The sequence below is a fragment of the Ruegeria sp. AF3 genome (assembly GCF_056536285.1).
Map to the genome: position 1 here is coordinate 161,202 of NZ_JBQFJM010000002.1, position 22,900 is coordinate 184,101.

20 protein-coding genes are annotated in these 22,900 nt (G+C 54.7%); 5 read left to right on the forward strand and 15 right to left on the reverse strand.

The genetic code is table 11. The features are described from left to right. Window positions 1–30: 30 nt before the first annotated feature. The 5 genes from mtnA to ACR3FC_RS17420 form a co-directional block, all read right to left on the reverse strand. Window positions 31–1,125, reverse strand: coding sequence for an S-methyl-5-thioribose-1-phosphate isomerase (mtnA, locus tag ACR3FC_RS17400; protein ID WP_480477208.1), 1,095 nt, complete (start codon window positions 1,123–1,125; stop codon window positions 31–33). A 122-nt stretch (window positions 1,126–1,247) separates the two neighbouring features. Further along, window positions 1,248–1,703, reverse strand: a complete 456-nt coding sequence (locus ACR3FC_RS17405; protein ID WP_480477210.1) for a YaiI/YqxD family protein — start codon at window positions 1,701–1,703, stop codon at window positions 1,248–1,250. Continuing rightward, the gene (gene sthA, locus ACR3FC_RS17410; protein ID WP_480477212.1) at window positions 1,700–3,157 is read right to left on the reverse strand and encodes a Si-specific NAD(P)(+) transhydrogenase; all 1,458 of its coding nucleotides are present in this window, start codon (window positions 3,155–3,157) and stop codon (window positions 1,700–1,702) included. The genes ACR3FC_RS17405 and sthA overlap by 4 nt, the downstream gene beginning before the upstream one ends. A gap of 3 nt (window positions 3,158–3,160) precedes the next feature. Continuing rightward, window positions 3,161–3,994: an S-formylglutathione hydrolase gene (fghA, locus tag ACR3FC_RS17415; protein WP_480477214.1), complete on the reverse strand. Its 834-nt coding sequence runs from the start codon at window positions 3,992–3,994 to the stop codon at window positions 3,161–3,163. Window positions 3,995–4,096: 102 nt separating this feature from the next. Beyond that, window positions 4,097–5,026, reverse strand: coding sequence for an AEC family transporter (locus ACR3FC_RS17420; RefSeq protein ID WP_480477216.1), 930 nt, complete (start codon window positions 5,024–5,026; stop codon window positions 4,097–4,099). A 145-nt stretch (window positions 5,027–5,171) separates the two neighbouring features. Between ACR3FC_RS17420 and ACR3FC_RS17425 the strand changes: the two genes are divergently transcribed. Beyond that, a complete protein-coding gene (locus ACR3FC_RS17425; protein ID WP_480477218.1) occupies window positions 5,172–5,789 on the forward strand; it encodes a TetR/AcrR family transcriptional regulator in 618 nt (205 codons plus the stop codon). 200 nt (window positions 5,790–5,989) lie between these two features. On the opposite strand, the gene crcB is transcribed toward ACR3FC_RS17425, so the two are convergent. Both crcB and ACR3FC_RS17435 read right to left on the reverse strand, forming a co-directional pair. Continuing rightward, window positions 5,990–6,352 carry a fluoride efflux transporter CrcB gene (gene crcB, locus ACR3FC_RS17430; protein ID WP_480477220.1) on the reverse strand — a complete coding sequence of 121 codons (363 nt, stop codon included), beginning with the start codon at window positions 6,350–6,352 and terminating at the stop codon, window positions 5,990–5,992. After that, window positions 6,349–6,717: a fluoride efflux transporter FluC gene (locus ACR3FC_RS17435; RefSeq protein ID WP_480477222.1), complete on the reverse strand. Its 369-nt coding sequence runs from the start codon at window positions 6,715–6,717 to the stop codon at window positions 6,349–6,351. Before ACR3FC_RS17435 ends, crcB begins: the two co-directional genes overlap by 4 nt. 251 nt (window positions 6,718–6,968) lie before the next feature. Between ACR3FC_RS17435 and ACR3FC_RS17440 the strand changes: the two genes are divergently transcribed. Continuing rightward, window positions 6,969–8,549 carry an FMN-binding glutamate synthase family protein gene (locus tag ACR3FC_RS17440; protein WP_480477224.1) on the forward strand — a complete coding sequence of 527 codons (1,581 nt, stop codon included), beginning with the start codon at window positions 6,969–6,971 and terminating at the stop codon, window positions 8,547–8,549. Window positions 8,550–8,634: 85 nt separating this feature from the next. Here ACR3FC_RS17440 and ACR3FC_RS17445 read toward each other — a convergent pair whose 3' ends face one another. Genes ACR3FC_RS17445 through ACR3FC_RS17460 form a run of 4 tightly spaced genes read right to left on the reverse strand, consistent with a single transcriptional unit; the run spans window position 8,635 to window position 12,551 of the window. Next, entirely contained in the window at window positions 8,635–9,291 is a 657-nt protein-coding gene (locus tag ACR3FC_RS17445; protein ID WP_480477226.1) for an ABC-type transport auxiliary lipoprotein family protein, read from the reverse strand. Further along, complete coding sequence (locus tag ACR3FC_RS17450; protein WP_480477228.1) at window positions 9,288–10,604, reverse strand: MlaD family protein; 1,317 nt, start codon at window positions 10,602–10,604, stop codon at window positions 9,288–9,290. Before ACR3FC_RS17450 ends, ACR3FC_RS17445 begins: the two co-directional genes overlap by 4 nt. A 5-nt stretch (window positions 10,605–10,609) precedes the next feature. Further along, the gene (locus ACR3FC_RS17455; protein ID WP_480477230.1) at window positions 10,610–11,425 is read right to left on the reverse strand and encodes an ABC transporter ATP-binding protein; all 816 of its coding nucleotides are present in this window, start codon (window positions 11,423–11,425) and stop codon (window positions 10,610–10,612) included. A 1-nt stretch (window position 11,426) separates the two neighbouring features. After that, window positions 11,427–12,551 (reverse strand): ABC transporter permease, encoded by a 1,125-nt coding sequence (locus ACR3FC_RS17460; protein WP_480477232.1) that lies wholly within the window; start codon window positions 12,549–12,551, stop codon window positions 11,427–11,429. Between the two features lie 257 nt (window positions 12,552–12,808). Here ACR3FC_RS17460 and ACR3FC_RS17465 point away from each other — a divergent pair, with 257 nt between their 5' ends. The 3 genes from ACR3FC_RS17465 to ACR3FC_RS17475 all read left to right on the forward strand — a co-directional run bounded on the left by ACR3FC_RS17465 (window position 12,809) and on the right by ACR3FC_RS17475 (window position 17,145). Then, the gene (locus ACR3FC_RS17465; RefSeq protein WP_480477234.1) at window positions 12,809–14,347 is read left to right on the forward strand and encodes an alkaline phosphatase family protein; all 1,539 of its coding nucleotides are present in this window, start codon (window positions 12,809–12,811) and stop codon (window positions 14,345–14,347) included. A gap of 201 nt (window positions 14,348–14,548) precedes the next feature. After that, window positions 14,549–16,444: a PAS-domain containing protein gene (locus ACR3FC_RS17470; protein WP_480477236.1), complete on the forward strand. Its 1,896-nt coding sequence runs from the start codon at window positions 14,549–14,551 to the stop codon at window positions 16,442–16,444. Then, window positions 16,444–17,145, forward strand: coding sequence for a response regulator transcription factor (locus ACR3FC_RS17475; RefSeq protein WP_480477238.1), 702 nt, complete (start codon window positions 16,444–16,446; stop codon window positions 17,143–17,145). The genes ACR3FC_RS17470 and ACR3FC_RS17475 overlap by 1 nt, the downstream gene beginning before the upstream one ends. A 114-nt stretch (window positions 17,146–17,259) precedes the next feature. Here ACR3FC_RS17475 and ACR3FC_RS17480 read toward each other — a convergent pair whose 3' ends face one another. From ACR3FC_RS17480 to ACR3FC_RS17495, 4 genes are read right to left on the reverse strand one after another with little or no spacing between them, the layout of a single operon-like run. Further along, window positions 17,260–18,570 carry an HlyD family type I secretion periplasmic adaptor subunit gene (locus ACR3FC_RS17480; protein ID WP_480477240.1) on the reverse strand — a complete coding sequence of 437 codons (1,311 nt, stop codon included), beginning with the start codon at window positions 18,568–18,570 and terminating at the stop codon, window positions 17,260–17,262. After that, window positions 18,554–20,701: a type I secretion system permease/ATPase gene (locus tag ACR3FC_RS17485; RefSeq protein WP_480477242.1), complete on the reverse strand. Its 2,148-nt coding sequence runs from the start codon at window positions 20,699–20,701 to the stop codon at window positions 18,554–18,556. The genes ACR3FC_RS17480 and ACR3FC_RS17485 overlap by 17 nt, the downstream gene beginning before the upstream one ends. Continuing rightward, a complete protein-coding gene (locus ACR3FC_RS17490; RefSeq protein ID WP_480477244.1) occupies window positions 20,698–22,041 on the reverse strand; it encodes a TolC family protein in 1,344 nt (447 codons plus the stop codon). The genes ACR3FC_RS17485 and ACR3FC_RS17490 overlap by 4 nt, the downstream gene beginning before the upstream one ends. After that, a complete protein-coding gene (locus ACR3FC_RS17495; protein ID WP_480477246.1) occupies window positions 22,031–22,870 on the reverse strand; it encodes a SapC family protein in 840 nt (279 codons plus the stop codon). The genes ACR3FC_RS17490 and ACR3FC_RS17495 overlap by 11 nt, the downstream gene beginning before the upstream one ends. Window positions 22,871–22,900: the final 30 nt, after the last annotated feature.

Below are 22,900 nucleotides of genomic sequence, written 5' to 3' on the forward strand. Positions count from 1 at the left end.
GCCAGCGGTAATGCCGTGTGGGGTGTTAATCTAGCCGACTCGGTCCGGAAACAATCCGGCAAGGCCTTCGGCCGAGGCGGCACAGACGCCACGCTCGGTGATAAGCCCCGTCACTAGCCGGTTGGGTGTGACATCAAAGGCAGGATTGCCACCTTCCGCCCCGTTCGGGGTGACGCGAACATCGGCAATATCCCCCTGTCCATCCACGCCCATGACATGGGTCACTTCTTTTGTATCACGTTCCTCGATCGGTATTTCCCTCACTCCATCCCGAACCGTCCAGTCAATCGTGGGTGAGGGCAGGGCGACATAAAACGGAACCCCGTTGTCCCGCGCCGCCAAGGCTTTCAGGTAGGTGCCGATTTTATTGCAGACATCGCCTTGTGCCGTGGTCCGGTCTGTACCGGTGATGACTGCGTCAACCAAACCATGTTGCATTAGGTGACCACCTGCATTGTCCACGATGTAACGATGGGGAATGCCGTGTTCACCAAGCTCCCAAGATGTCAGCGCCCCCTGATTTCGTGGCCGGGTCTCATCCACCCAGACATGAAGCGGAATGCCCGCGTCATGCGCATGATACATTGGGCTTGTCGCCGTTCCCCAATCCACCGTTGCCAGCCATCCGGCGTTGCAATGCGTCAATAGCCGCACCGGTTCACCTGCAGGCTTTCGGGCTGCAATATCTTTGATCAGTTGCAGCCCATGGCGACCTATCGATGCATTGATCTCGACATCTTCGTCTGCAACTTCCTGTGCCAGTGCCCAGGCCCGTTCAGCGCGATCACTTGGGGCAAGTGGCATCAGCGCGTCGCGGCATCTGTCCAATGCCCATCGCAGGTTGATAGCCGTTGGCCGGGTCGCGTGCAATACGTCATATGCGGCGTCGAACGAAGCGTCAGAGCTGTCACGGGACATCTGTTCGGCAATTCCAAACGCGGCTGTTGCACCAATCAGTGGCGCACCCCTGACCCACATGTCGCGGATCGCTGTCGCAAATTCATCCAGCGTTTTCAGGGTAACCACCCGAAAGTCATGGGGCAGCCATCGCTGGTCGATAATCCGAACCTCACCTGCCGATTTGTCCCACCAAATTGACCGGTAATGAGCACCCTGTACTTTCATAATTCGGTCTCCGTTTGCGAATAGCCTGATCAGAAGTCTTTCGCAGCCTGCGTTCTTTCAGCGGGCTTGTAAACGGGCGTTTCTGGTTGCAGGCTCGCATTTTAGCTTGCCGATGATTGCACTTATCCTCGGGTCGCTGCGCGAAGTTCCCGCTCTAACGCATCCAGAAACCTTGAACGATCTGCTTTGCTGAATGGTCGGCCGCCGCCTCCGGCCCCCAGCGGATTGGCGGCCCGCAGGTCAGCCATCAAATCACGCATTGCCAATTGCTGGCCTATGTTCGCTGCCGTAAAAGCTTCGCCGTTCGGGCGCAAAACTTGGGCACCCGCTGCGACGCATTTCGCGGCCAGAGGGATATCGGAGGTAACAACTACATCCCCTGCGCCACAGCGCTCTGCAATCCATTTGTCCGCTTCATCAGCACCTTCCGAGACCACGATGACCTGTACAAGCGGGTTTGCTGACGTTCGAAGACCGCCATTCGACACCAGTGCCATAGGCACCTTGTGTCGCGTAGCAACCCGTTCGGCCTCGGCCTTTACAGGGCAGGCATCGCCATCGACATAGAGCGTTGTCACGCCTTTTTGGCCTCTTTTTCCTCCGGTTCTGCAGGTTTCTTCCGCACCTTGAATTCCTCCGGGATCGGCATCCGGTTGAAAGCATCCAGCCCGGCGATCTTGTAAGCCTCGGCCAGAGTTGGATAGTTGAACGTGTTCTGAACGAAGTAATCGACAGTGCCCTTCAGGTTAAGCACCGCCTGAGCGATGTGGATCAGTTCAGTCGCACCTTCGCCCACAATCTGCACACCCAAGACACGGCGGGTCTTCAGCGAAAACAGCATCTTCAGCATGCCGTGTTCCAGCCCCATGATATGCCCGCGCGAGGTTTCGCGGAATCGGGCCACGCCGACCTCATACGGAATGCCACGTTCCTGAAGTTCTTCCTCGGACATGCCGCAGGTGGAAATTTCGGGAACCGAGTAGATACCATATGGGTACCACGGGCTTTCCGGCAGTGTAGGTGTCTCGAGCGCATGGCAGGCAGCCACACGCCCTTGCTGTAATGAAGTCGAGGCCAGCGAAGGGTGACCGATCACATCCCCGGTCGCGTAGATATGCGGAACCGCGGTCTGATATGTCTTGCGGTCTACCTTGATCCGATTGCGGTGATCGGTTTCCAGTCCAACTGAATCCAGATTGAGTTTCGATGTTGCGCCCATGCGCCCGGCTGCAAACAGCAGCATTTCCGCCCGCACGTGGCGCCCGTTTTCAAGGGTCACTTCCACATGCTCGCCCGCATCTTCAATCTTTTCGACAGCCGATCCCAACCGCAGATCAACACCGTTTTCGCGGATTTGATGGGTGAAATCATGGATCAAGCGGCTATCGATGAAATCCAGAAACGTATCCCGCGGCTCGATCAGCGTAACCCGAACGTCCAGCGCCGAGAACATCGTGGCGTATTCGACGCCAATGACCCCGGCACCGATAACAACCAGTGAACGCGGAATTTCTGCCATTTCCAGAAATTCGTCGCCATCGACCACTGTCTTGCCGTTGAACGGAACGTAATCGGGGCGATAAGTCTTGGTTCCTGTCGCAATCAAAAACTTGGCGGCTGTTATTCGGGTAGTCTCGCCAGCATCAGTGGCGACTTCCACTTCGTGCGGTCCAATGAACCTTGCCAGACCGTTCAACGTATCGACATGGTTCCGGTTGAATTGATGTTCCAGCACGTCGACCTCGTGATCAAGGGTCATGTGCAGGCGGGCTTTGAGATCTTCGGCGCGGATCTGGTCCTTGACCCGATAGGAACGGCCATAAAAGCTGCGCTCGCGCCAGCCCGACAGATTCAGAACCGTTTCACGCAATGTCTTGGATGGGATAGTTCCGGTGTGAACGGATACTCCACCAAAACGGTCTTTGCGGTCGATCACCAGAACCCGTCGCTTGAGCTTGCCAGCCTGAATGGCAGCGGAACGCCCCGAAGGCCCGGATCCGATGATGACCAGATCATAGTCGTATTTGCTCATACCTCAGTCTCCGTACAGCGCTTCGGCGTGAAAAACGATGTGGTCTTCCATGAAGGTGGATACGAAGAAGTACGAATGGTCATACCCTGGCTGGAGGCGGAAGGTTGCTTGCTGGCGACGCTCAGCGATGGCTTGGGCAAGCGTTTCGGGGCGCAGCAGGTCAATGAACTGATCATTGCTGCCCGTATCGATCAGGACGGGACCGTCGAAACCGGTTTCCTTCATTAACAGGGAAGCATCGTGTTTGGCCCAAAGGGATTTATCATCCCCCAGATACGCGCCAAGCTGTTTGCGCCCCCAGTCTGCACCCGTCGGGTTCGAGATGGGCGCAAAGGCCGAAACCGAGCGGTACCGTCCCGGAAGGTTCATGGCCAGTGTCAATGCACCATGCCCGCCCATGGAATGACCGGTTATGGCCTGTCGCTCGCTATCGATGGCAAAGTTCTCGAACAGCAAGGCGGGCAATTCGTCGGCAATGTAATCCAACATCCGAAAATGCGGTGCCCAAGGCTCCTGCGTGGCATTCACGTAAAACCCAGCGCCCTGGCCCAAATCGTAGTCGTCGTGATCCGCAACACCTTCACCGCGTGGCGAAGTGTCGGGAAACACCACTGCAATGCCCTGTTCCGCAGCCCACGCCTGTGCGCCGGCTTTTGTCATCGCGTTTTCATGAGTGCAGGTCAGACCAGACAGATACCACAATATCGGAACCGGGCCATCTTTCGCCTCGGTCGGAAGAAAAAGGCCAAACGTCATGTCGCATTGGCATGCCGACGAAGCATGGCGATACACGCCTTGCACTCCGCCGAAACAGGCATTTTCCGAAAGGGTTTCCATCAGGCATCGTCCTTATTCTAGAGTCGCAACATGGCTAACGATCCACGGACCCGGCGTAAAGTCCGAGTGCCTTTGGTGTGAGTATTTTTAAAAAGGTGAAGGTCAGGGAGTTCCTAGAGTCGCAATAACAAGCGGTATTGTTACAATGCTGACGAGCGTCGACAGCAAAATAGCAGCCGAGGCACGCTGTGGGGCAATGCCGTAATGCGCGGCCAACATATAGACATTTCCTGCTACGGGCAGAGCGGACGCCGCAATTGCAATGCTTGCCGGGAATGTTTCGACCGGGATCAGCCAGATCAGGGCGATTGCCACGAAAAGCGGGTGGAGCACCAGCTTGCAGAAACTCAACCAGGCTGCGATCTGAATTCTTTCTGCGGATTTGCCAGTCAGGGACGCGCCGATTGCAAAAAGCGCTCCGGGGGTAGCGGCACCACCGAGAATGGTCAGAAAGCTGTTCAGCGGATCGGGAACCGGGATTTGCAGGGATGACCAGACGAGCCCGGCAGAGATCGAGACAATCATCGGGTTCTTGAGCAGACCCATTCCAATCAGTTTGAAAGTGGCTGGCGTCAGCCTTCCGTCACGCCCACCGTTGATCAGGATCACGATCAGAGACGAGAATACAACCAGATCTACGGTCAGAACCAGCATGACCGGGCCAATAGCTGCTTCGGTGAACAGCACCGCGAGCATTGGCAGGCCAAGAAAGCCAACGTTTCCAATGGCAGCGCACTGTGCTTCAACCGCCGAAGTCGGCACATCAAGGCTGCGAATCCACGCTACGCAAGTGGCTATGCCATAAACAGCGGCGGTGCCTATGAGGTAACCGAAGATCAGTCTTGCGTTAAAAATCTCTGCAAAGGGCAGGGTCGCCGCAAATCGAAAAAGCATTGCCGATAGTGCGAAGAAGAATACGAACTTGGTCAGATATGCGGTTGCTTCGGCCGTAAAGAACCGTGTGCGCCCAGCCCAAAAGCCAAGGCCGATGATCGCAAAAAAGGGAAGTGTACGCAAAAAGATATCGGCCATGGGCCAAGTCCTAACACGGTTTGAAACTGTCGCAAGAGACCTGCGGCACAATTAGAGCATTGTCAGATATTAGAGAAATACGAGAATCCTTGTACCTGAACCGAACGGTTTATAAACTGTATCAGGTATTGCTCGAGGAGATGACATGACCCAGACCGCCACCATCCTGCGCACAGGCCGAAAGTTCGATCAGGTTTTGCGCGGGGCCCGAGAGGTTTTCATGGCGGATGGATTCGAGGGCGCAAGCGTGGATGATATTGCCCGCGCGGCTGGAGTATCAAAAGCAACCTTGTACAGCTATTTCCCGGACAAGCGTCTTTTGTTCATGGAAGTTGCGCAAACGGAATGCTGCCTGATGGCTGAACGGATCATCGCGATGATTGACGAGACCAAACCCGCCCGCGACGTGCTGATGATCGCGGCCACACAATTGACGGCGTTTCTGGTTTCAGATTTCGCGCAGCAAGTTTTCCGGATTTGTGTTGCCGAACGGGACCGGTTTCCGGAACTTGGCCGCGCATTTTACGAAGCGGGGCCGCAAAATGGCCAGCGTCAAATGGCGGAATATCTTGAAAAAGCCGTGGCCAAAGGTGAGTTGGCGATTGAAGATGTTTATATCGCGGCTGAGCAGTTCTCCGAGCTTTGCAAGGTAAGAATCTGGACCCGGGCCGCATTTGGAATTCAGAATTCGTTCAGCAAAGAAGAAATCACCGAAGTGGCGACACAAGCCGTGGATATGTTTCTTGCCCGTTATGGGGTCTGATCCGATTAAGAAATGGCCCATGTCCGGGTAAAGGACACAGGCCATTGCTCACACACCAGAACACTCGATGCAGTTCAGCTTAATGCAATAAGTCTTTTCAAACTCTTTATTTGTCAGAGCGTTGGCGTGGCTTGGGACCCAACGTTGGTCGGAAAGAAAAGCAAATCAGTGTTCGAGTTTGTTGCCCAGCTTGGTGCGCTTCAGCGCGTTAACAGCAGGCCAAGCCAGAAAGCGAACCAGCACAGAGCAAGGCTGATCAGAATATTGCCTGCTGCCAAAAACATTGTGCGTTCGCGGTGAAGCTCGAGCGATTGGTAGGCAAAGCTGGAGAAGGTTGTAAAACCGCCGCAAAACCCGAAAACAAGACGTTTTTGGTCCTCGGCTATGTCTACAGGACCTCCCAAATACCCCACCCAGATCCCAAGCAACAAGCTGCCCAACACGTTTACGAGCAAGGTTGCTAGTGGCAAGTCGTGCCGAATTTTCAGCGCCAGCCAATGGCGCATCACGGCCCCCAGACCTCCACCCAACGCGAACATGGAATGAAGATACAATTCGCTCATGACGGCGACTTTTCAGAGTGAAAATGACGACCAAGGCTTTCGCCAATCAGCGCGGCCGCAAGGCCAAATGAAACTTCCAGCCCGATTGCCAGGGACGTTACCCATAGGCCGCCTTCGGTCATACGTTCAAGATCAGCAACAAAAGATGAGAAGGTCGACAATCCGCCGCAAAATCCAACGGCGCTAAGATGCAGAACATGCGCGTGCACCTTATGGCGCACGGAATACAGCCAGCCCAGAACAAAACAGGCGATCACGTTGATGCCGAAAGTCGAAGTTAGAAAGCTGAGGCCGGGGATTTCTAGTGCAAACGCCTCACGCATCAACGACCCAAGCGCCCCACCGACGAAGACGGACAGAAACATCACGCTTTTTCGTTCACGCAAGAGATAGGATTGTGTACTTGGCAAGGATCGGCCCTTTGTCGTCCGGTTCGCGTGATTTATCCGCTGGATGCACTGGGTTCAACATTTGGGCGGTTCGTAACACGATTTCACGTTTTCGTCCCTATGCAGACATTTTACCGCTGACACTTGAAATAAAATTTCAATCTGTTTCACGTTGAGTTCTGACAGCATGGCTCATCAGCCCGATAAAAACACAAGGAGTTTGGAACATGATTGTACGCAGAATTTTCTTTTTTCTAAGCTGTGTCTGTCTGCCAGTGGTTCTGATCCTTGGGTTCTTCTGGTCGCCTGCCCATTGGCTTCTGATCATTTTGGTGCCGTACGCGATCATCGGTCTTTATGATGTTTTGACGACCAGGCACAACGTCCTGAACAACTATCCGGTTCTTGGCCATTTCCGGTACATGTTGGAATTTGTAAGTCCGGAAATTCGCCAATACTTCGTGGAAACCAACGAAAGTGGACGGCCTTTCAACAGAATTGTCCGAGGGCTGGTTTATTCTCGGGCCAAGGGGCAGGTGGACACACAGGCGTTCGGCACGCAATACGACATTACCGAAACCGGGTATCATCGCGCCAACCACTCACTTGCCCCCAAACATGTAGACAAAAGTGAAGAACGCATATTGCTGGGCGGTCCACAATGTACGCAACCATACAGCGCCTCGCGTCTTAATGTGTCTGCCATGAGCTTTGGCGCGCTCAGCGCCAACGCCATCCGCGCGCTGAACGGAGGAGCCAAGGATGGGGGGTTCGCGCATAACACCGGAGAGGGCGGTCTGTCACCGCATCACCTGGCTGAAGGCGGAGACATCATCTGGCAGATCGGGACGGGTTATTTCGGGTGCCGGACCCCGGCTGGTGGATTTGACAAGGACAAGTTTGCCGAAAAGGCAAGAAAGGACGTGGTCAAGGCTATTGAGATCAAGCTGTCACAAGGTGCAAAGCCCGCCCATGGCGGTGTTCTGCCTGCTGCCAAAGTTGATGCTGAGATTGCCGAGATACGTGGTGTGCCAGAACATCAGGATGTGATTTCTCCGCCCACCCACAGCGCATTCGATGGGCCCACGGGTTTGATGCATTTTGTCCAGCACCTGCGGGAAATGTCAGGTGGCAAACCTGTCGGTTTCAAACTGTGCATCGGCAGGCCGTCCGAGTTCATGGCGATCTGCAAAGCAATGCTTGAAACGGGTATCTTGCCGGATTTCATCACGATTGACGGGGCAGAAGGGGGCACAGGCGCAGCCCCGGTGGAATTTACCAACCGGTTGGGTATGCCCCTGAACGAAGCCTTGATCTTTGTCAGCAACTGTTTGCGCGGTGTCGGAGTGCGTGACAAGATTCGGATCATCTGCTCCGGCAAAGTGGCGACCGGTTATGACATGGTCGAGAAGTTGGCGCTTGGTGCAGACATGTGCAACTCGGCGCGCGCGATGATGTTTGCGGTTGGTTGCATCCAGGCATTGCATTGCAACACAAACCGTTGCCCATCAGGGGTGGCTACACAAGATCCCATCCGCGGGCGCGCCGTGAATGTGCCGCAGAAACGTCGGCGTGTTCATCGCTATCACGATGCCACGCTGGAAAGTTTCCGCGAGCTTTTGGGCGCCATGGGCAAGGAAAAAGCATCCGAGTTACATCCCCGTGATATCTTGCGCCGCACTGCGGACGAGCATGAGCGCAGCTATGCCGAACTTTATACCTATCTGGAGGATGGCGCCTTGTTAAAGGACGACATTCCCGAAGAATTTGCAGATGATTGGAACCGAGCTTCGGCTGCACAATTCTGAAAACCACATTGGGTAGAGCAATGTTTGGTCATGTGAAAGCGCGTCTGTAATTGCCCGCTTTTTCCACCGTCTTATGCGGCTTTCGTTATCTGGGAATGGATCGCGGGTTGTTTGCCACGTGGGTATTGATCTTGCGAATGCTCCATTCTACAGAATCTCGCATCGCGCGCCCCAAAGCCAGATCAAACGCGTTGATCAGATCGGGTGTCTGATCGCTTGCCGCCACGACGTTTTCCTGGAACGAGCTGGACGCAATGATCTTGTCTTCGTATTCGTCGATCACCTTGATGTTAATACGAACTTCGACGCGAATTTTGGTTCCATTCTCGGTGTCTTCGATCACGACCCCCTGAAACTCTCGAAGGTCCGGGGCAATTACGTAATCGGCTCGCAGACCAACGGTTGAGCGTCCAACAGCTGCGACTTTGCCCGAGTTCTCAAAGCTTTCGACCAATAGGGTTTGAACGATCAAGGGCGCGCGATCCACCCAGCGGGCGCGGGGCAAATATTGAACCTGCAACGCGGTAGGTTGAATGGCAATCTGATCCGTGTTCACTGCGGCAGTTGCCGTCGGTTCCTGAACGACGATCTGCTTTTCAATCCTGGGCAGCGCTGAGGAAAAAGTGCTTTTAGGGGTCAGCAGATACAAGTCATTCGGTTTCGCCGCTTGTTTCAACGTGCCCAGACCAGCACAGCCGCCAAACAACACGACCATCAGCATTGCAAGTGCAGGCTTGATCATTGACGGAACTCCGATGCTTGGGTGCCCAGAAGGAAACGTGCCGGATCGCGTTCAACTTTGTCTACGAGGCGATCCAGACTGATAACAAGACGCTGGGATTCTTCGATAAAACGAACAAACTGAGGCAACCCGACACGCAGGAAGTCTGACACTTGTCGGCGGTTGCTCTGCACGATTTCGTCGATGGTTCCCAGCAATTCGGACGCGGAATTTGACGCGCTCAGGACGTCGTCCGAGATCTGATCGATCTTTTCCGTTATGCCCGCGACGGTTTCGGTCACCTGATTGGCCGCCTTCCGGACATCTTCCGCAACAGGTGCCACGTCTTCCTCCATGACACGATTTGCAGAGTCAAAAGCGGCTTCTGCCGAAGCCAACGCCCCCTTGGCGGACTCCATCGCCGTAGTAATCGAGCCAAGCGCCGTATTGGCGTTCAGAACGGTTTCGTTCACAATTCCAAGGGTAACGCTGCCTTCATCAGACAAAACGGTCAACCGTTCAGCCAGTTGCGAGCCTCGCTCGATGAAAGGCTTCACGTCCTGCTGCAAAATGCGGTCCGCCGTCTGAAGAGTTGTTTTAGCTTCGTCCAGCGCGGTCTTGGCGGACCCGGAAGCCGTTTTGACGGCTTCCAATGTTTCCGTACCGGTTTCGAGCGTTGTTTGAGCAGTTTCGATCAGTGGGTCCAGCCGCTTTGAAAACGCGCCAATATCCTGCGCAGCGCTGCCGATGTCATTTGCCACGGATTCAAAACTTGTCAGTGTATTGTCCAGTTTACCTGTGGCCGAAGCAAGATTGTCCAGAATACCGCTCACAGCTTCCCGGTTTTTATCATCGACGACTTTGTTCAGGTTCTCCAAAAGCGTTACGGCTTCATCCAGAACTTTTGGCGCGCCTTCGAACAGGGATTGAATTGTGCTTCGTTTGCTCTTGATAATGCTCTTTTGTGGCAATCGTTCGGCGTTAGCGGACCCCCCTGTCAGTTCGACATAACCAACACCAGTCACACCAAGTGACTGAAGCTGTGCGATTGTATCATTGGTTATCGGAATGTCTGCGTCCACTTCGATCCGCACGCGAACCTTTGACGGATCATTATCATCCAGTTGCAAGGAAACGACCTGCCCGACCGGCAGGCCGTTGAAGTTCACGCCGCTGGCTGCCGACAGACCTGCGACATTGTCAAATAGTACATCGTAATAAGCGTATTGGCGCGTGATCTCAAACTTGGCGAGCCACAGGAAAAAGCCGAATGCGCCCAGCAACCCTGCAAGAGTAAACGCGCCGATCAGGATGTAGTTCGCCCGGGTTTCCATTGCTTTTACCTGTTTTGCCCCTTCTGTTGCGCCGCGCGGGCGCGGGGGCCTGTGAAGTATTCCTGTACCCAAGGATGGTCGACCTTGGTCATGTCCTCAATCGGACCTTCAACCAGTACGCGCTTTTCTGCAAGCACTGCAACGCGGTCGCAGATCGCGTAAAGACTGTCCAAATCATGGGTGACCATGAAAACGGTCAACCCAAGTGCCTGCTGTAACTCACCGATCAGTTCATCATACGCGGCTGCGCCGATCGGGTCCAATCCTGCGGTTGGTTCGTCCAGAAAAACGATCTCGGGGTCAAGGGCCAGCGCCCGAGCCAGCGCAGCGCGCTTGCGCATGCCACCCGACAGTTCTGACGGAAACTTGCCGCAACTCAGCTGTGGCAGACCCACGAGGCTAATCTTCAATGCACCCAGAGACTCCATTAGTTTTTCGCTGAGACCTGTGTGTTCCCGCAACGGAGCCATCACGTTTTGCAGCACGGTCAATGACGAAAACAGTGCCCCGTCCTGAAAGGCAACACCCCAGCGGCGTTCGATCCTGCGGCGGTCATCCTCTGGGCCATTCAGAAGATCGACGCCCAGCACCTCGATTTCTCCGGCGGCGGGTTTGTTCAGCCCTACGATAGTTCTGAGTAATACGGATTTACCGGTGCCCGACCCGCCAACGATTCCCAGAACTTCTCCCTTCCAGACATCAAGATTCAGGTTTTCGTGTACCACCTGGGTACCGAACTGAGTTCGGAGCCCGCTTACACGAATGACAGCCTCACGGTCTTTAGTTGTGGCGACTGATGGCTGTGGTGTATCCCCGGTCATGTCATATTCCGATCTCTGAGAAGAAGATCGAAAACAAAGCGTCGATTGCGATCACCATGAAAATGGATTGAACAACTGATGCTGTCGTACGTTGACCGACACTTTGGGCGGACCCTTTGACCTGCATTGCCTGCCAGCAGGCAATAACGCCAATAACGAGCGCAAAGAACGGAGCTTTGATAAGACCGACCGCCAATTGCCAGACGTCGGTGTTTTCCTTCAAGCGAGTAAGAAACATGCCGGGGCTTACACCCAGGTCGATCCAGCTCATCAATGCGCCACCAAACAGACCCGCGATATCGGCGACAAAACCCAGTAAGGGCAACATGATCAACAAGGCCAAAACGCGGGGAATGACCAGAACTTCGATCGGGTCCAGACCCAGTGTTCGCATTGCGTCGATTTCTTCCTGCACTTTCATCGAACCGATAGATGCGGTGAATGCAGAACCCGAGCGCCCGGCAACAATAATTGCCGTCAACAATATGCCCAATTCACGCAGAACCGAGATCGAGATCAGTTCGACAACGAATATCTCAGCTCCAAATTGCTTCAACTGGGTTGCGCCCTGAAAGGCCAGTACTACACCGATCAGAAATCCCATAAGGGCCACGATTGGCAGTGCTTTGAACCCGGTCTCTTCCATGTGTGTGACCAGCGCTGCCTTGCGCAGTCGCCATGGCATGACAATGGTACGAAACAGCCGATGCAGTGTCAGACCCAGAAATTCGAGGATGGAAAGCGTATCCCGCCAGGCACCTACGGTGATGTGACCCATCTGTGCGATCAAATCCAACAGACTTCGCGGTTTATCAAGTTCACCGGGTTCGTCGGGTATGCTGCGGGTTACAGTATCTATCAGAGTGGCATGTGCCGGTTTCACCCCTTGAAATTCAAGTGTTGCACCTTGCGACGTGAAGCGTTTGCCAAGGTCCGCGATCAGCCAGGCACCGCCGGTATCCAGAGCTTCGACCTCGGACAGATCGAGAACAAGCCTGTCTCCGGTTGGGCGGACAGAGGCAAAACCTTGTTCAACGGTTTGCAGCGATTGCGTGAGCAGCTCTCCGGATATGCGTACACGAGTACCGCTGGAATCGTGTTCTGAGATTATCGAAGGCTGCGTCATGAGGTCATGTGAAGTGAAACATTCAATGACCGCAATGGCTTTGTGCCATTGAACATCTTTTTGCCGCGCCGGATGGCCTTGACGTCACGCCGACCGTCGCATTGAAACTATGCTGAACAGGTGCTTGCCAGAAGTTATCGCGCAGCGATTTTGCCGGGATAATACGCCTTTGTCCGACCGACAAATCGGTTGCGCTATGGCGGGAAGCAATACACATTCCGCGTTGTTTGTTACGGCGCGGAATCGGAGAAGTCGGTATGCATCAGACCAAGAACGTCTTGTTTGTCATCATCGATCAACTCAGAGCGGATTGCCTGTCCGGGGCCTTGGCAGACCATGTGAACCTTCCGAATTTGCGGGCTTTTATGGATGAGGCCGTGACTTTTACCCGCCATTTCTCGGTCACCAATCCCTGCGGTCCCTCGCGTGCATCGATTCTGACCGGCCAATATGCGATGAATCATCGGTCGGTTAGAAACGGAACGCCGTTGCGACACGATACCCCGAACATTGCCACGGAAATGCGCAAAGCTGGTTACTTGCCAATGTTGTTTGGATACACAGATACCTCCGCCGATCCGCGCGTCCATGATCCCAATGACCCTGACCTCAAGTCTTACGAACAGTCGATGACCGGGTTCGTTGAAGTTGTCGAAATGCGCCTTGAAGAATCATATCCATGGCAAGCCCATCTGATGAAAAAGGGGTATCAGTTCGAAAAGTACTGGGACGTCTACAAGCCCGTTTCGCCCGATCGTGGACACCCGCGGCTGAATGATCCCGCGCTGTATCGGGCAGAAGACAGCGATACAGCCTTTCTGACCGATGCCTTTCTGGACGGAATCGCGCCTCATCGTGGAAAGGGTTGGTTCGCCCATTTGACTTATATCCGCCCGCATCCGCCGTTGGTCGCACCGGCCCCCTACAATGACATGTATGACCCGGCGGACATCCCTCTGCCGCACTGCTTGCCGAGCGCAGCAGCAGAAAAAGCGCTTCATCCGTTCTTCGGACCAAAGCTGGATACCTATAGCGCGAAAAAATTCGTTCACGGTTTTGATGACGTTGAACCTACGGACGAAAACAATCGCACTTTGCGTGCTATATATCTTGGCCTGGCAACAGAGGTTGATCACCACATCGGTCGTGTTGTCCAGTACCTGAAGGACAGCGGGCAATACGACGATACACTGCTGGTTATCACCGCCGATCATGGTGAAATGCTGGGGGATCGACACAGCTGGGGCAAGATGACGGTCTACGATGCGGCGTATCACACACCGCTGATGATCCGTTTGCCCGGGAATGAAGCTATGGCGGGAAGCAAGATCACCGTTCCAACCGAGTCTGTGGATGTCACACCAACCATATTGGACTGGATTGGACAGGCTGTTCCGAACGCTATGGATGGACGGTCCTTGCTGCCATTGTTGCGGGGTAATATCCCAGACGATTGGCGCGACTATTCTTTCAGCGAACTTGATTTCTCAGAACCTGAAAACCCGACGTTATGGCAGCAAGAATTGGGGACCGGTAACAGCGACTCGTGTTTGGGAATATTGCGGGATGAACGGTTCACCCTGGTCGAGTTCGCTGCCGACCTGCCCCCGATCCTGTTCGACCATCAAGGTAAGGGCGAATTCGAGAATGTCGCGGAGAATCCGGATTTTGCAACAGATCTCGCACGGTTAGGCCGACAGATGTTGCGCCACCGGATGAAAAATATGGACCACACATTGTCCTTGCACTCGATCACAACTGAAGGCGCAAAATCCTGTCCCAGATACACATCTTAGAACGCGGTTTATTGTCAACGTTCATCTATTCTGGCTGTACCGGACGCTCGGTCACGGGCGGGTTTGTCGAAGTATTTTGCTTTGTGCACTCCCGGATTGCAAAAAGCAATTGAACGAAGACAGGGTCCGAAACGCCTCACCTCAATTCCACTACCCGTGCATGGTTTCAGATGCTAGGCATGAGCCGAGGAGAAGACGAAGTTGGACATAACGGAAAAGCGTATCAAGGCGATGACGACCGCCGGGCTGAACCTGATAGGTCAGGCGCTTTCCATTTATGACAGCAAATTGCAACTGGTGCTCAGCAATCGCCGTTTCCAGGAAATGTTCGGTTTGCCGGACGAGCTTGTTCAAAGGGGTGCTTTGTTTCGGGATACGATCCACTTTCTTGCCAGCCGCGGTGAGTATGGCGACGATGAAAGTGTCGAGGAAATGGTCAATCTGCGCGTCCAGCAAGCCTTGGCGTTTGAGCCTCACTACATGGAGCGCGTGCGTCCCAATGGGCAGGTTGTTTCAATTGAAGGCGCACCGCTGCCACAAGGCGGGTGGGTCGCGGTCTACACCGATATCACCGGAACGCGGCGGGCGGAAAACCTGTTGCGCGCGCGGTCTGAGGAACTGTCGGAACAGTTGCTGAGCCACGCGGAAGAACTGTCCGCAACCAACCGCAAACTTGCGGCCACGATCGCGGCGCTGGAAGAGGCCAAGCGGGAATTGACCGAAATCGAAGCTCGCACACGTATGGTGACCGAGATGATGCCGGCTCATATTGCGCATTTGGACAGCGACGGCCGATACGATTACTCGAACCGTCGCCTGAGCGCCGTCATGCCTGGGCGTCCGTCCGATATTCTGGGGCTTCACATTTCTGAAGCGCTGGGTGCGACCGCCTTTGAACGGGTTAAGGCCCAATTGTTTAAGGCCTATAGCGGAGAGCCGTCGGTTTTCGAGTTCACCGAAGATCAGGATTCCCGACGCATCCGGGTTTCGTTTACGCCGGATGGGGCAGGGGGTGTGTACGTGATGTCGGTGGACATCACCGAAGAGACACAGGCACGCGTTGCATTACAGCAAACCCGCCGCCGGGCGATGGCAGCCCAGATGACCAGCGGGCTTGCCCATGACTTTTCCAATCTGCTCACTATCATCCTGGGGATGCAGTCCCGCCTCGACAAGATGGATTTGCCGGATGGCGCTCAGGAACTTGTGGCCGCAACTCAACAAACCGCGCGCCGGGGCGGGCAGCTGCTGAACCGGATCGCCGACATGACTGGAAACCGAACGCCGCAACCGCAGGCAACGGACATCGGGGGATTGTTGGAAGACCTGAGGATTCTGGCGACACCCTCACTGCCTCGCGGTGTGGGCCTGTCCGTCGTAAACACCTTGCCAAAACAAACATTGATGCTTGATCCGGGTATGGTTCAGGATGCGCTTTTGAATTTGGTCCTGAATGCCCGGGATGCCTGCGGGAGCACGGGTCAAATCACAATCAGTGCACATGCCATAGGTGAGATCTGGATCGAAGTCACGGTTTCCGACACCGGGCCGGGGTTTTCACCCGAGGCGCTAGAAAAGGCACTTAACCCGTTTTTCACAACAAAAGGGAGCGACGGGTCAGGACTGGGGCTGCCGATGGTTTATGATACGGTCAAGCTTGCCGGTGGCGATCTGAATCTAAGAAATACACCATCTGGGGCCTCAGTTGTCATGCGTTTGCCTTTTCGGCCCGCTCCTCCGGCTCAGGGTGGATTGGTACTGTTGGTTGAAGACAGCGAAGACCTGCGCGGGCAGTTTAGGGACATGCTGGTGGATTTGGGCTTTACTGTCATTGAAGCAAATTCAGTTGATGAAGCACTGGCCTTGATATCGAGTGTGAAGGACATTTCGCTGGTCTTGTCGGATATCCGTCTGGAAGGACACGGTACAGGCTTGGACATCCTTGAACAGTTGAAACCGGGGTTGCCGCTTATCCTTATGACATCTCTGCCAAATTCAGATCCGCTGCATCAACGGGCGCTTGCCCTGGCACCTGTTTTGCGTAAACCGTTCTCACAGGCTCAATTGTCTGCTCTGATCCAAACCGAGGCCGCCTGATGTCGCAACCACTGGTGACCATTCTCGACGACGAACCCGAGATACGGCGCATTCTGACGGATGCACTGGAGGATGCCGGTTTCCGGACGCAGAGTTTTTCCCGTGCCAGAGAGTTTGAAGCAGCCCTTAATCGAGTAACCCCTGATGTTTGCCTTGTGGACCTGTCTTTACCAGATACCGACGGGCTGGCGCTAGTTCATCGCTTGGCGCTGGAACAGGGTGCAGCAGTGATCATTATTTCCGGCCGGGCACAGGTTCAGGACCGTGTGACAGGACTGGAGTTGGGCGCGGATGACTATATTACCAAGCCGTTTGACCCGACAGAAGTCGTTGCCCGGGTGCGGGCCAGGTTGCGCGCGCCGCGCGGTCGGACATCACAATCGGACAGGGCAGAATTCAACGGCTGGATTGCGCATTTTGATCGGTATGTTCTGGAAGACGGGTCAGGGACTGAAACACCTTTCAGCCATGCTGAAGGCGAGGTTTTGCGTCTGTTTCTGGAAAGCCCCAAGCGGCTGATCAGCAGGGGGCAGATGCAGGAGTCCTTGGGCGGTGCAGCGGGCGACAGCTTTGATCGTGCTATGGATGTCAGAATCTCCAGGTTGCGTACGAAACTTGGTGAAGATCCAAAGAATCCGCGCCTGATCAAAACGATTTACGGTGCCGGGTATATTTTCCTGGGGGATGTCGACTGGAAATAGTGACGCTCTGGTGGCCAGAGTGTAAACCTGAGTTTCTTTTGTTCCCCTCCGCGTCAGGAGATGTTGATGCAAAATACTGTAAGCATCTGAAAAAAGATATTTTAGTCTTCTCACTTACTCACGCAAAGCTTGATCTTTAATCTTCACGACAGGTTCCAGCAGATACTCCAATACGGATTTTCTACCTGACAAAATGTCAACCTCTGCGATCATGCCGGGTATGATTTCCACCGCGACACCACTTCCGTCGAGCATGGTGTTGCTCGTGCGAATTTCCACAACGAACACCTCTTCGTCGTTCCGCTCTGAACGTGTGACGGTATCGGCGCCAATCCGTACGATTTCACCATCCAGCGCCCCGTATCGCGCAAAATCATAAGCCGTGATCTTTACCTTTACGGGCTGTCCAGCACGCAAAAATGCAATATCTTCGGGCTTTACGTAAGCCTCGACCAATAGTGTATCGTCCAGGGGAACAATCTCGACAAGGTCTTCGCCACTTCGCGCCAAACCTCCAATGGTGGTTCGGTGGATGCGATTAACGATACCGCGAACCGGAGAGCGAACCTGCGCTCGTGCAGCGCGGTCGCGTAGGGCAGGCAAGGCTGGTTGCAAGGCCGCCAGTTCCGCAGTTACAATTGCCAATTCAGTAAGCGCCGCACTTCGAAATCGGCTATGAGCAGCCAGAATCCGATCATCGATTTCATCCAAACCAGTTTGCAACCTGTTGGTCACGGCTTCGGCCCGGACCTTGCGACCGCGCCACTCGGCTTCGCTACGCCGCAACGCCAGCAATGTTGTCGCAGGTTCCATTTGCCTCTCAACAAGCGGAGCAATGATCGCACGCTCCTCCCCAAGTACATCTAGGGTTTCATCTGCCGTCACCTGATCCACTACACCTTCTTCGTGTTCTCGCTGCTTTTGTTCACGCTGACGTTCCAAAATTGCGATTTCTGCCGCCAGCTCTGCTTGCCGACCCTGATACAATGCAGTTTCCGAACGCACGACACTGGGTGCACCTTCCATCAGCTGCGCATCGAAACTTAATTGTGTTCCATCAATTTCTGCCTGCAGGCGTTTAGCACGGGCTTGCAGCCCGAAAACGCGCTGTTGTTCCTGGCTAAGTTGGCTGTCGATTTGTGTGGCGTCCAATTCCATCAACAATGCCCCTTTGTCGACCAACTGGCCTTCGCGCACATGGAGCGACCGCAACACGCCGGGCTCGGCAGCATCGATCACCTGTATGTCGCCCGAAGGCACGATCCGCCCTTCGACGCGCGTTACGTCATCCAACTCGGTCAAATGTGCCCACAACCCGGCCGAGACAATACAGGACAGGATCAACAGCAAGAGCAATGAACCACGAACGGGGGACCGCCCCTGCATTTCGTGCGCCAACTTCGCCAGATCAGGATGCTGCGACATTCAAGTGCCTCCCTTTCTGGCGCATGTGCTGCGTCAGCAAGCTCTTGGGTCCATCAGCTGCGATTTTTCCGTTTTCCAGAACGATAACCCTGTCCACAAGCTCCAGCAGACTGGTTCTGTGCGTTACAATGACCAGGGTTGATCCGGAGGTTGACGCACTCAGGCGTTGAACCAGTTGGGCTTCGGTTTTGACGTCCATCGCACTGGTTGGCTCATCAAAAAGCAAAACCGGAGGTCGCCCGACAAGTGCCCGTGCCAGGGCGATTGCCTGCCGTTGCCCACCGGAAAGCCCCTCACCGCGTTCCGCGAGTTGAAGGTCATAGCCCGACGGATGGCTGTTCACGAATTCTTCGACACCGGCAATACGACCGGCTTCGACGATGTCGCAATCTCTGGGTCGGACTGCGCCGCTGGCGATATTCTCCCGGACAGACCCCGAAAAAAGCCAGACATCCTGCAGGACAGATCCAATATTGCGCCGCAAGTCACCTGGGTCGATCTGACGTATGTCGAGCCCATCGATCATGACCGAGCCTACTCGTGGTGTGTAAAGCCCCAATAGCAGGCGCGCAATCGTGCTTTTCCCGCATCCGATTTGACCTAGAATTGCGACTTTCTCACCAGGCTTTATGGTGAATGACACGCCTCGCAGGGTATCTTCGCTTTGGTCAGAATACGAAAAATACACGTTATTAAAGGCAATTGCCCCTTTGAAATCAGATCGGGTCAGCCATGTGCGCCCCGCCGGGCGTTCGCTTTCTGCGTGCATTAGCGCATTGAGGTTGCGATAGGCGCACCTGGCCTGATTTACGCGGGTCAAAGTCTGCGCCAGTTGACCCAGAGGGGCCAACGCCCGACCGGTCAACATTACCGAAGCCACCAGCGCACCCATGCTGGCTTGCCCGTTTGTAATCAGAAAAACACCAAGAAATACGACAAGCACTTGTGCGGCCTGTTGGGTGAATCCGGTCAGGTTCAGGGCAAATTGCGTGACAGTCCGGCTTCGCGCACCATGCGCTGATTGCTGTTCGATGGCCTGTTCCCATCGTGCGCGCATTTTTCGGCCTGCTGCCGTTGTTTTAATGGTTTCAAGTCCCGAGACAGCCTCAACCAGAACTGATTGCTTGGACTGCCCGTCGGACAAGCTTCGTTCCGCCATCCTTGATAAAATTGGTTGCACCGCCAAACCTGTCAGGAGCACCACCGGTACGGCCAGTGCAGGGATCAAAGCCAGTTGTCCGCCTACCAGAAAAATCGCCAGGATAAACAATCCAATGAACGGCAGGTCGACAACGGCCACCAGCGTCGCGGATGTAAAGAACTCTCGCAGAGTTTCAAATTCGCGAATGGTGCTGGTCATGGCACCGGTAGACCCCGTGCGCGATTTCATCTGGATGTTCAGCAACTGGTCGAAAATGCGCCGGCCCATCAACAAGTCGGCTTTCTGCCCGGCCATGTCGATAAATCCCGCCCGCAGCAACTTGAGGGCAAAGTCAAAACACAGTGCCAACGCCACACCCACGGTCAAAGCGATCAGCGACTCCGTAGCTTCGTTGGGCAATACCCGGTCATAGACCACCATGATGAATACGGACGTGGACAAACCAAGAAGATTTGCCAGCGCCGCTGCTAGCGCGACCTGAAAGTATGACCACCGGTTTGCGGTTAGTGCGTTCCAGAACCAGTGACCGCCATGTGAAGCGGCCCCCCCCAATGTTTCACCGTCGTGATGGCGCCGGAACAGGATTGCATAACCGGTATAGCAGGTTGCCAGCCTGTCTTCGGAAATCTCACCGACACCTTCACCTAGCTCTGGGTCGAAGACCAATAAAGTACCCTTCTGCCTTCGTCCGTGAAAGACAACGGCTCTACCCTCTGCCAACAGCAACAGGGTGGGTGTCAGATTGTTATCCAAGTCGGAAAGGCGCTTTGCCCCATACCCCGCCTGCATGCCCGCCTTTTGCGCGAGGGTGAGAATGTCCCGTATTGTCAGATCCCCTTCTGCGCCACTTTGCGTCGCGTGCAGCGCCGCGAGACTCAATGGCCGTTCAAGTGCCGACGAGATATTCAACAGACAGGCTTCAAACGGTGTAAGCAGCGAAGCATTGGGGGCAGGGTCGGATGCGTTCATTGCGTATTGCCCCAGTCGCCCAATGAAACCCCGAGCAGGTCGAGTATGTCCCCGGTCAGGCTTAGGGCTGCATAATTGGTCAGAAAGTAGCTCTGTTCCGCAAGGATCAAACGTTCCTGAGCATTAACGTAGTCCCGCTGTGCATCCAGAATTTCAATGAGGCTACGACGACCGATCGAAAATTGTTCGCGGGAAGCTACGACATTTTCCGCGTTAGCCTCCACGGCAATCCGGGCTTCTCGTAACCGATCGGCACCCGCTTTTTGATCCGAACGGATAAAACCCAATTCTCGCGTTATTTCGCGGATAAGCTGCTCGCGCGCAAACTCGGTCTCTTTGACCAGCGATTCCGCCGCTGCTATTGCAGCGCGGCGCTGGCCGGTGCTGTCCAGCTCGTAATTGAAAGAAAGATCCACTCCAAAGTTCGCGTCACGATTGTTATTCTGGTTCGCGAATGCGGCGACCCTGACATCAGGGCTGCGACGCGCATGCGCTGCGGACCATTCAGCCTTGGCAGCAAGCAGGCTTGCATCGGACCGCCGAACCTGAGGGCTGTTCATTATGATCTGCATGTCACTTCTTTCCAGTCCAGGTGCCGGAACTGGTGCAGAAAGAGCGCCGGGCTCATCCCCGAAAACCTCGCGGAATCGCGCTTCGGCGCGGTCTGTTCGCGCATGCGCATCAGCCAGTTTTGTGCGCGCATCGGACATGCGCGACCGGGCTGCCAGAACGTCGGCACTCGAACCGACACCGTTTTCAGTTCGGTCGGTTATCTGGCGAACAAGCTCTTCATGTGTTAGAACATTCTGTGCTGCGATGCTTCGAATCTTTCGTTGATCGAGGACAAGTACATAGGTCTCGATAGCTGCGAGAGCAGTGGATGAGGCTGTTTGAATCTGATCGCCTCTGCTTTCCAAGACACGTGCCCGCGCAGCGGTCAGATCCCCTGAGGACGCCCCTCCGTCATAGACCAATTGTGAAACCCTCACATACGGCGATACATCCGCTACATCTGAGGCAATCCTTTCAGATCGTGCGTTTAGCCCCAGCGAAATCTCCGGGAGAAAAGCGCCTTCAGCTGCGTCTTGTTTGGCTTTCGCGATGCCCATTCTGGATTTGACTTGCGCCAGGTTGGGGCTGTTCTCGACCGCCTTTTTCACCCGCTGCCCGAAGGCGCTGTGGCTGAGTGTTTCTGATGGTTTTGTTGCCCTGGCACCGGCTGTTTGGGCTGCAAAGGACATCGCAACTGGCGTCAAATCGGGCGGGCGGGTGCAGGCGGAAATCGAGACCAAAAGCAGACTGAGCGTGACAAGATGCAGTGAATACTCATTAAATCGCATACTGATCCTCCTGCCACCGATGGTCCAGCAGGCTTTCTTTTTGTTGGGCGGCGGCCAGCGCTTCTAGAAAATCTGAAGCATCAGATCGTACGCTTGGCGACGACCTTTTAACCAATTGTTCGGCGCGCAATTGAGCGGTCGTTAGCCACGAAAAATGGGTCAAGGAAACTTGGTGGGCATATATGAGGCGCAGGCCACCGTTCATGGCGAGCAATGACAGATGCGCTGAAGGAACTTGCTGCAAGGCAACCACGTTGACACCAAAGTAACCGTCGAGGCTTTCGTCCGTTTGTGCGCAGGCGAGTGGAGAAAAAAGCCCCATACCGGCTATCGTACGGCACAACTGATTTGTGTTCTCCAGTGATGCTGTGAGAGTGCGAAAGAACGCTTGGACTTTTTGCAGTTCCGGCCCCAACTCTCCGGTTTTGTCAAAGAACGGCTCATCTTCGGGGTTGTCGGTAACCAAGTCCAAGCTTTCGTTGACAAGCAAGTCAAACTTCCCCTCACCGATTTTATCGTGAAGTTCAGGTGGCAGGAATTGAAACGGTGCACATCGCAGTGCAGAAGGAACATAGCTTGCACGCCAATCCCCTTCCGCTGACACGAATGGCGTCGGTTTGTCTGGTGTCACCGATAAGATTGCGACGGGGTAAAATCCCCGGTCGGATTTCAAAAATGCGATTGGAAAAGTGGCTGCTGCCTGAAGGATCTCTGCCTCTGCCACCGGGCAGTCGACCTTATCGCGCGCGAATTCGAACGACGTGTAACGTTTCCAGAACCGATGACCATGTCGTAATCGTGTGATTGGGGTTAAGCCATTCTGTGCCATAACTGCCTCAGGAAAATGATGGGCGCCAAT